Origin of the sequence: Geobacillus sp. YHL (genome assembly GCF_022341265.1) — a bacterium.
GTDB lineage: Bacteria > Bacillota > Bacilli > Bacillales > Anoxybacillaceae > Geobacillus > Geobacillus thermoleovorans.
In genome coordinates, this window is record NZ_JAEIGB010000039.1 from 1 (window position 1) to 6993 (window position 6993).

At 50.4% G+C, this 6993-nt stretch carries 8 protein-coding genes and 1 rRNA gene; 7 read left to right on the forward strand and 2 right to left on the reverse strand.

Annotated elements, in window-relative coordinates; genetic code table 11:
• Positions 1 to 244: 244 nt before the first annotated feature.
• The 5 genes from rplM (at position 245) to JCR24_RS17250 (ending at position 3648) form a co-directional block, all read left to right on the forward strand.
• Complete coding sequence (gene rplM / locus JCR24_RS17230; RefSeq protein WP_011229651.1) at positions 245 to 682, forward strand: 50S ribosomal protein L13; 438 nt, start codon at positions 245 to 247, stop codon at positions 680 to 682.
• Positions 683 to 702: 20 nt separating this feature from the next.
• Entirely contained in the window at positions 703 to 1095 is a 393-nt protein-coding gene (gene rpsI / locus JCR24_RS17235; RefSeq protein WP_011229652.1) for a 30S ribosomal protein S9, read from the forward strand.
• A gap of 119 nt (positions 1096 to 1214) precedes the next feature.
• Positions 1215 to 1655, forward strand: a complete 441-nt coding sequence (locus tag JCR24_RS17240) for a YbaK family protein (protein WP_015373733.1) — start codon at positions 1215 to 1217, stop codon at positions 1653 to 1655.
• A 66-nt stretch (positions 1656 to 1721) separates the two neighbouring features.
• Positions 1722 to 2438 (forward strand): N-acetylmuramoyl-L-alanine amidase CwlD, encoded by a 717-nt coding sequence (gene cwlD / locus JCR24_RS17245; RefSeq protein ID WP_012820500.1) that lies wholly within the window; start codon positions 1722 to 1724, stop codon positions 2436 to 2438.
• A 193-nt stretch (positions 2439 to 2631) separates the two neighbouring features.
• A complete protein-coding gene (locus tag JCR24_RS17250) occupies positions 2632 to 3648 on the forward strand; it encodes an Mrp/NBP35 family ATP-binding protein (RefSeq protein WP_238981095.1) in 1017 nt (338 codons plus the stop codon).
• Positions 3649 to 3734: 86 nt separating this feature from the next.
• On the opposite strand, the gene gerD is transcribed toward JCR24_RS17250, so the two are convergent.
• Positions 3735 to 4361 carry a spore germination lipoprotein GerD gene (gene gerD, locus JCR24_RS17255; protein WP_014194611.1) on the reverse strand — a complete coding sequence of 209 codons (627 nt, stop codon included), beginning with the start codon at positions 4359 to 4361 and terminating at the stop codon, positions 3735 to 3737.
• Positions 4362 to 4510: 149 nt separating this feature from the next.
• Between gerD and JCR24_RS17260 the strand changes: the two genes are divergently transcribed.
• Positions 4511 to 5110: a KinB-signaling pathway activation protein gene (locus JCR24_RS17260; RefSeq protein ID WP_013143992.1), complete on the forward strand. Its 600-nt coding sequence runs from the start codon at positions 4511 to 4513 to the stop codon at positions 5108 to 5110.
• Between the two features lie 137 nt (positions 5111 to 5247).
• Here the strand turns inward: JCR24_RS17260 and pdaB are convergent, their stop codons facing one another.
• On the reverse strand, positions 5248 to 6003 hold the full coding sequence (gene pdaB / locus JCR24_RS17265; protein WP_015373734.1) for a polysaccharide deacetylase family sporulation protein PdaB: 756 nt from the start codon (positions 6001 to 6003) through the stop codon (positions 5248 to 5250).
• Between the two features lie 673 nt (positions 6004 to 6676).
• Here pdaB and JCR24_RS17270 point away from each other — a divergent pair.
• Positions 6677 to 6993, forward strand: a 16S ribosomal RNA gene (locus tag JCR24_RS17270); the annotation flags it as partial.

A 6993-nucleotide genomic window follows, 5' to 3' on the forward strand; every position in this document is an offset into this window, starting at 1 on the left:
GCTTACGATATTAATTCCTGAAAATGGTTCGATAACTAGTGATTGACAACGCCCGTAGTGAACCGAAAAAATGTTCTCCACAAAGTCTTGACTGACTCCTTGTGTAACATCTTCTTGACATTGGCGCGCCGGCAAGCTATTATATCATATGGCATGTATTTTCCACGATTAGCCCCGGACCATAATCGTGTTGAAATAAACGACCATTTGTTTGTTCATTTTTTTATTTTAGGAGGGAACTGCATTGCGTACGACTTATATGGCGAAACCGAATGAAGTAGAGCGTAAATGGTACGTTGTCGACGCAGCTGGCAAAACGTTAGGCCGCTTAGCCAGCGAAGTAGCGGCGCTGTTGCGCGGCAAACATAAACCGACGTTCACTCCGCATGTTGACTGCGGAGATCACGTCATCGTCATCAATGCGGACAAAGTTGAACTGACTGGGAAAAAGTTGACGAAAAAACTGTACTATCGCCACAGCTTATATCCGGGTGGCTTAAAAGTAAGAACAGCGCTGGAAATGCGTACGAACTACCCGGAACAAATGATCGAACGTGCGGTGCGCGGCATGCTTCCAAAAGGCAGCCTTGGCCGGCAAATGTTCAAAAAGTTGCACGTTTACCGTGGAAGCGAACATCCGCATCAAGCACAAAAACCAGAAGTGTATGAACTTCGCGGATAATCATAAGGGAGGGTATGATTTTGGCACAAGTACAATATTACGGCACAGGTCGTCGCAAAAGCTCGGTCGCCCGTGTCCGCCTTGTCCCGGGCGATGGCCGCATCATTGTCAATAAGCGTGACATTCGCGAGTACATCCCGACGGAAGCGCTCATCGAAATGGTCAAACAGCCGCTCGTATTGACGGAAACGCTTGGCAGCTACGACGTTTTGGTGAATGTCCAAGGCGGCGGATTTGCCGGCCAAGCCGGTGCGATTCGCCATGGCATCGCCCGTGCGTTGCTTGAAGTCGATCCGGAGTTCCGCACGGTGCTGAAACGGGCCGGTTTGCTGACGCGCGATGCTCGCGTTAAAGAACGCAAAAAATACGGGCTCAAAGGCGCCCGCCGCGCTCCGCAATTCTCGAAACGTTAATCGCGCGATGTTCCAACCCAGCCGATTTGGCTGGGTTTTTTGCTTATTTCTGCTTTTCGCCCGCGCGTATGATTGTGAGCGATCGTTAGACACTACATCGTAAAGGAGCGTGAAAGACGATGACAGTCATCACTTCATTGGCGGAAAAAAGGCAGGAAAAGCAGCTTCGCTATGAACGGAACATGTTGCGCGAACTGTCGCTTGAGAAATTACGGACCAAAGCGCTTGAGCACTTTGTTCCGTTTTATACGGCGTATCGGATGTTCCCATCCGTTGTGGAGGAAGGCTGCATTGATCTGGCCATTGAAGCGTATTTGCTCGGCGCTCGCTACAGCCGATTCGGCTATTATGGGGAGCCTGCGGCCAGCGTACGCTGTCGATGTGCTCAAGAAGAAAAATATTTGATCGATACGCTGTTTGATTTTCTTTGCTTTTGGGGCAATATCGACAACGATTTCCTCAGCCAGTCGCTGTATGACGCGTGTGAACAATATATCGGCAACTGGTGGACGGAAGGATTTGAGCGGGGCAAAAAACGGCATCGTCTAAAACTTCGCTGAATGAGTTCTATTCCCGCGACTTGTCCCATATAAGATAGAGAAGGGAAACGTGCGGGAGGAGAAACAATGAAAGAAAAATGGAAGTGGCTGGTCGCTTTTGCTGCCGTCGCCCTTATGAGCACTTTGCTATTTCCGTCTTTATTTTCCGATTTGACATCAACAAAACCATGGAATCTCCCATTATCGGGGAGAATCATCGTATTGGACCCCGGCCATGGTGGGCCGGACGGCGGCGCCGTCGGTGGCGAGGCGGTGGAAAAGGACATCGCGCTCAACGTGGCGAAAAAGCTGCGCGATTATCTGCAGCAGCAAGGGGCGCTCGTCCTGATGACGCGCGAGACGGATCGGGACTTGGCCAGCCCGTCCACACGCGGCTACAGCCGACGGAAAACGGAGGATTTGCTCGAACGAACGGCTTTCGTCAATCGATCGAATGCCGATCTTTTCATCAGCATCCATCTCAACGCCATCCCGTCGCCGCGTTGGCGAGGGGCGCAGACGTTTTATTACGGGTCTTTCATCGAAAACGAGCGGCTGGCGAGATTTATCCAAGCGGAATTGCGGCGCAATTTGGAGAACACCCATCGACTGGCAAAAATGATTGATACCGTCTATTTGCTCAAGCATGCAAAAATCCCCGGCGCGCTTGTCGAGGTTGGGTTTTTGTCGAATCCCGATGAGCGAGAGCTGCTTGTGTCTGATGGCTACCAAACGAAGCTGGCCGCCTCGATTTATAAAGGAGTGCTCCGCTACTTTTCCAATGAACATACGCCTCGCGAGTAGCGGGGATTTTTTAAGGTCGGAACAGAGGAGACAGACAGCCGACCGGCCTTGTTTCGCCAAAAGGAATTCGAAATTCCCCTTTTTCAACCGCGGGGACGTGCGGGAGCAAGTCAAACATGGCGGCCGTCTGCCGATTTATGGTATGATAACACGTAGAAATGACCATTGATTTGCAAAAGGGTTGGTGAATACGATGTTGACGGAAACTGAAGTGCGCGCCATTCTTGAAAAGATGAAAGATCCCTTTTTAAACAAAACGTTTAAAGAGACGAATGCCATTCAAGAAATCAAAATTAAGGAAGAGAAAAACCATGTCAGCGTGAAAATCGCGCTCGCCAAAACCGGAACGCCCGAGCAGCTTCGCGTGCAAACGGCGATCGTCGAGCAGCTGAAAGATGCGGGTGCTGCAACGGTCGGGCTGCGGTTCGCCGAACTGCCGCGCGACGTGGTGGAGAAATATAGCGAAAACAAGCAAAAAACGACGTATATCGCCATTGCCAGCGGCAAAGGTGGAGTCGGCAAGTCGACCGTTTCCGTCAATTTGGCGGTCGCGCTCGCCCGGCTCGGCAAAAAAGTCGGGTTGATTGACGCGGACATTTATGGGTTCAGCGTTCCGGACATGATGGGAATCACCGAGCGCCCGACGGTGAGGGGCGACAAAATCATCCCGGTCGAACGGTTTGGCGTAAAAGTCATTTCGATGGCCTTTTTCGTCGAGGACAACGCCCCGGTCATTTGGCGCGGCCCGATGCTTGGGAAAATGTTGAACAACTTTTTCAAAGAGGTCGAATGGGGAGACTTGGATTACTTGCTGCTTGACTTGCCGCCTGGTACGGGCGACGTCGCCTTGGACGTCCATACGCTCTTGCCGTCGTGCAAAGAAATTATCGTCACGACTCCGCATCCGACCGCTGCGTTTGTCGCTGCCCGCGCTGGGGCAATGGCGTTGCGCACCGAACATGAAATTATCGGCGTGATCGAAAATATGTCGTACTACGAGAGCCGGAAAACAGGGGAGCGGGAGTATGTCTTCGGCAAGGGTGGCGGAGAAAAGCTGGCTAAAGAGCTGCAAACCGAGCTGTTAGGGCAGCTGCCGATTCAGCAGCCGGATTGGAACGACGACGACTTCGCTCCGTCCGTTTACGCAGAAGATCATCCGATCGGGAAAATTTATATGGATATCGCCCGCAAAATCGTTGCAAAATATTAATCGGTTTCACAAAAAGCGTCCGATGGCGAGAAACCGCCGATTAGAGCGTTGGCGGTTTTCAGCGCACGGACGCTTTTTTTGCTTGATTAACCTCCTCCGCCTTGTTGGTTGCCGGTGCTTTCTTCTCCCTCTCCCCCTTCCCCTCCGCCTTCTTCTTGTTTTTCTCCGCCTTGCTGAACCTTTTCAGCTGCTTTCATCAACATATCTTGAATTTTCGCCTGATACAGCGGGCTGTTCAACGTTTCCGTGATCACCTTTTGCAAATGCTGGCGGAACTCTTTGCTTTTTAAGACATCGACCATGGCTTTTTCCATTTCTGGATCTTTTAAAATATCGATCATCAGCGCCTGGTAATCGGGATCTTTCATGAGCGCCTTCATCATTTTTTCATGTTCTGCTTGCAGCCCTTTGGCAAAACTTTCAGCGAATTTCGGGTCTTTTAACGCACTTTCCCAGAACTTTTTTCCTTGATCGGATGTCAGCATTTGTTGCAGCGTTTCTTTTACAGCTTTTTGATCTATGACTAGTTGCTGCTTCATCTGATCTTCCGACATAATATCTTGAATCGCCTTTTTCCCCTCGTCGGTTTTTAAAATGTCAACAACCATCTTTTTCGTTTCGTCATAATCCGGGGGAGGGGGGCTGATTTCTTGAGGGGCACAGGAACCAAGAACGAGAAAACTGAGCAAGAGGAGCGGTAGGCATTTGTTCATGAAAGTGAGCTCCTTTCTGCAAAAATCCCTCACCCTTAATATGAATGTTGGCGAAAAAAATATACATGGGGGAGATCGGAGCTGGCTTTTTCACAAGGGCGCTGGTAAAATGGTAAGCGGGTTATGCTGAAATGATGGAGGATGAAGCTGTGAACAGCCGCAAATGGGTGCGTTTATTTTTATCGACGCTGCTGATCGGCGGCATCGCCACGGCGGCCGTCGGCATTGTGTTCAACTGGGAAGAATTCGGGCGCTTGCTGTTGCGCCTGGAAATGGTCGAATTTATGGCTGTTTTGTTATGGCATATCGGTGTTGGCTTTATTTTCAGCGTCATCAGTCAGGCGGGGTTTTTTGCTTATTTAACCGTCCACCGGTTCGGGCTTGGCATCTTCCGTTCGCTATGGAACGCTGTGCAGGTTGTTTTGATCATGTTCGTGCTGTTCGATTTAGTGTATTTCCGCTACATGGCGTTTGCGGACAAGGGCGATTCAATCATTCCGTATCTATTGACCGCATTGTTCATTTTGGTGGTTGGTCTCGTTGTTGCCTACGTCAAGAGCGCACAGACGAACAAAGGGGCGTTCGTTCCGGCTTTGTTCTTTATGGTCGTCGTTACGGTCATTGAATGGTTTCCCGTGTTGCGCATCAACGACCGTGATTGGCTGTATTTGATGTTGATTCCTTTATTAGTATGCAATGCATACCAGCTTCTTATACTGCATAAATTGACAGGCGGCGCGAAACAATAAAGAAAGCAAGGCGCCGCCTGTTTTCTTATGGCAGCCGCGAAAAAAACGGCGTGTTCGCCAAAAGCCAATCATTCCAATTGGCGGCTTGTCTGCCGCCGCAATCCAACCGCACCGGCGCAGGCCGCTGTCGGAACGTGTCACTCGATCCCGCGGCTTTCGGCTTCGCCATTCGCCAACAGCTCGGAGAGGTTGACGTTTTTGTAGCCGTTTTCTTTCATGGAAGCGATAATTTTCGGCAGCGCTTTGGCTGTCTGTTTTGCCGAATCAGATGCGTGAAGGAGCACGATATCGCCCGGTTCCAGGTCCTTCGTGACGTTCTCAACAATTTGGTCTGTCCCAGGGTTGAGCCAGTCTTTCGAGTCAATGCTCCAATGGACGACAGTGTAGCCGAGGGACTGAGCAACTTTTAACACATTTTTGTTGAAGTTCCCCCCAGGGGGGCGCAGCAGCTCAACCTGTTTCATTCCCAACATGTCAAACACTTTTTTCGCCATCATTAAATCTTGACGGATTTTGGCGTTCTCAAGTTCCGTATAGTTGACAAAGTTATATCCCATACTGCCAATCTCATGCCCCTCCTCTTTGATCCGCTTCACCACGGCTGGATGGCGTTCGGCCCATGAGGCGGATAAGAAAAAGGTCGCGTTTTGAATCCCATGCTGCTTCAAGACATCCAAAATTTTGTCTGCATTCTCATCTCCCCAGCTGATATCGAACGTCAACGCCACCTCATTGCGGGCGTTGTCCACTTTATATACCGCCTTCGGCCCAGAAGGAAGCGAAAAAACTGGACGGTTCATTTCATAAGCGTACAAGACGACGGCGGTGAAAAAGGCGGAGCAGATAATAATGAGAGCTTTTTTCAGCGTCCGTCCGTTCAACGCGTAAAACATGACATCGGCCCCCTTTTTTGCATTGTAAAATCGTTGTCCTAATAACATCTTATGCGGACAGCCATGGCGGTTATGAAACTTATTTGCCAGTCCTCTTACCGTCGAAGAGATGGAGGAAGCCTAAAGGAACGGTCTGGCGTCGGTTCTTGAAATTCCCTTAAAAAAGATATTGCATTTTTGATTGGTAAGTGGTATATTAAAAATCGTCGCTAATCCGACAGAGTGTTCGATAGCGGTGAGTGACGAAAAGCAACGGAAAAGATCTTGACAAGAAAAAAGAGGCATGTTAGTATAAAAGAGCTGTTTGCAATAGGAAGCTTCAACTATTCTTCAGTTCAAGACTGCAAATCAGCAGAGAAGTTGTTTCAATGCAGCAACTTTGCGCCTGTGTCTTCTAGTGAATTCGGGGGAATTGGGTTCCTCGACGCAAGACTGCAACGAAGCAAGTTCAAGAAGAGGTCTCGTTCCTTGAAAACTGAACGAAACGAAGCGCGAAAGAAAAGCTGAGGCCCGCGGGTCGCCGCGATGGGCAAATGTTCTTCGCCTGCAGGGATTTACAATCCCGAAGGCGAAGGTGATTTGACCCCGAGCGGCGGCGGGCCGAAGCTGGACAATACGAAAAGCGGAGGCCGCTTTGGCCGAAGTTGGACAATGCGAAAAGCCAATCAACTTTCTTTTGGAGAGTTTGATCCTGGCTCAGGACGAACGCTGGCGGCGTGCCTAATACATGCAAGTCGAGCGGACCGGATCGGAGCTTGCTCTGATTTGGTCAGCGGCGGACGGGTGAGTAACACGTGGGCAACCTGCCCGCAAGACCGGGATAACTCCGGGAAACCGGAGCTAATACCGGATAACACCGAAGACCGCATGGTCTTTGGTTGAAAGGCGGCCTTTTGGCTGTCACTTGCGGATGGGCCCGCGGCGCATTAGCTAGTTGGTGAGGTAACGGCTCACCAAGGCGACGATGCGTAGCCGGCCTGAGAGGGTGAC